The following is a 1,413-nucleotide window of genomic DNA, read 5'->3' as shown; positions in this document are numbered from 1 at the left end:
CCTGTTGCCTCATTGCAATACCTCCGGGAAGAGTGATTCGTTGCCTCATTTGAAAACCTCCGGATGGAGGGACTCGTTGCGGCGCTGGAGGTAGGTCGGGAAGCTTCGGTTCCAGGGGCTGTTGACGGGTCTGGCGGAGGTGGTTTTCTTGGCCAGGGCAAGGGCTTCCAGTTCTGCGGTGAGGGCCAGGATGTGGCGTGAGAGGGCTGCCGGCCTGATCCGTTTGAACGTGGCGTTCATTTGGATGATCGACCGTTTTCCGGTGTTCTCGTGCCGGACCGTGCGTTGGTGCGGCGTGGTGGGAGCGTCGTGCTGTTTGGTGACTTTCGCCCCGTGCCGTTGCTTGCCGATGAGTTTCTGTTGGGGCAGCAGGTAATTGGTGAAGGTCCGGTCCAGTTCCCAGATTTCATTGAGCTTCTCCAGCTCGGCGGCTGTGTCGTAGCGGAGGTAGCCGACGAGTTCCCGGACCCTGGCCCAGTTCTTCTGCTCCACGTGGGCGCCGTCGTTCTTGTTCCCGGGCCGGGAGCGGGTGAACGTGATCTGGTGGGCATGGCAGTAGGCGAACAGGTGTTCGTTGATGAACTCGGAGCCGTTGTCCGAATCGATGCCGATGATCGGGAACGGGAACACCGCGGTGACGTGCTCGAGCGCCTCGAGAACCCACCTGGCGGCCTTGTTCCGCACCGACCGGTTCACCGTCCAGCCGGTGGCGATGTCGGTCACGGTCAGGGTGAAGCAGAACTCGCCGAAGCTGTTCCCGCCCTCATGACCGACCAGGTCGATCTCCACAAACCCCGGGACGGCGTCGTCCCATTGGGCCCAGGTGCGGATCGGGATCTGGGACTTCAGCAGGGTGCCCGGCTTCGTGTGGGACCGGCCGCGCAGCACCAGCTTCGCCCGTTCGCCGGCAAGTTTCCGGTCAATCGTCGCCGCGCTCATCCGGATCAGCAGACCTGCCTGCTCATCGCTGATCATCAGCTCCTGCTCGGCCCGCAGCAAGGGCACCAGAACAGGCAGCATGGGGGCCAGCAGCTTCCCGGCCGGGGCGCGCAGGACGGACCAGCATTTGATCAGCGCCGGCAGCAGTTCAGGCCCGTACACGGGTGTCCTGCCCGGCCGTGGCCTGACGACTTTCAGGACCAGGGCATCACGCAGGGCCGCCCGGGCGTAGTCGCGGTGCCACCCGGTCAGCTCGACGAGCTCATCGAGAATCCGGGACTTCGCTTTCCGCGATGCGCCCTGATAAGCGAGGGCTTTCTTCTTCGTCACAGCCTGGCGCTGGGCCATCGTTAGCTCCATGAAAACGGGCATAGCCGGGACGCGGCGCCACTACCGTCAACCACGCCGTTACGCGGAGGTTTTCAAATGAGGCAACGTATCCGGCTACGCGGAGGTTTTCTACGAGTCAACGCG

1 protein-coding gene is annotated in these 1,413 nt (G+C 63.5%); it reads right to left on the bottom strand.

Annotation, left to right across the window (positions count from 1 at the left end; genetic code table 11):
• Positions 1-45 precede the first annotated feature (45 nt).
• A complete protein-coding gene (locus ACFVVK_RS20465; protein ID WP_390271339.1) occupies positions 46-1,287 on the bottom strand; it encodes a transposase family protein in 1,242 nt (413 codons plus the stop codon).
• Positions 1,288-1,413 lie beyond the last annotated feature (126 nt).

Origin of the sequence: Arthrobacter sp. NPDC058192, assembly GCF_042883665.1 — a bacterium.
In the GTDB taxonomy this organism is placed as follows: domain Bacteria; phylum Actinomycetota; class Actinomycetes; order Actinomycetales; family Micrococcaceae; genus Arthrobacter.
Note: the sequence above shows the minus strand (reverse complement) of the source record. Positions and strands in the feature narration are given on the sequence as shown.

Bases quoted from the DNA above. Each gene is read 5' to 3' on its own strand.
- ACFVVK_RS20465 (WP_390271339.1), bottom strand. From the start codon at position 1,287: ATGGCCCAGCGCCAGGCTGTGACGAAGAAGAAAGCCCTCGCTTATCAG.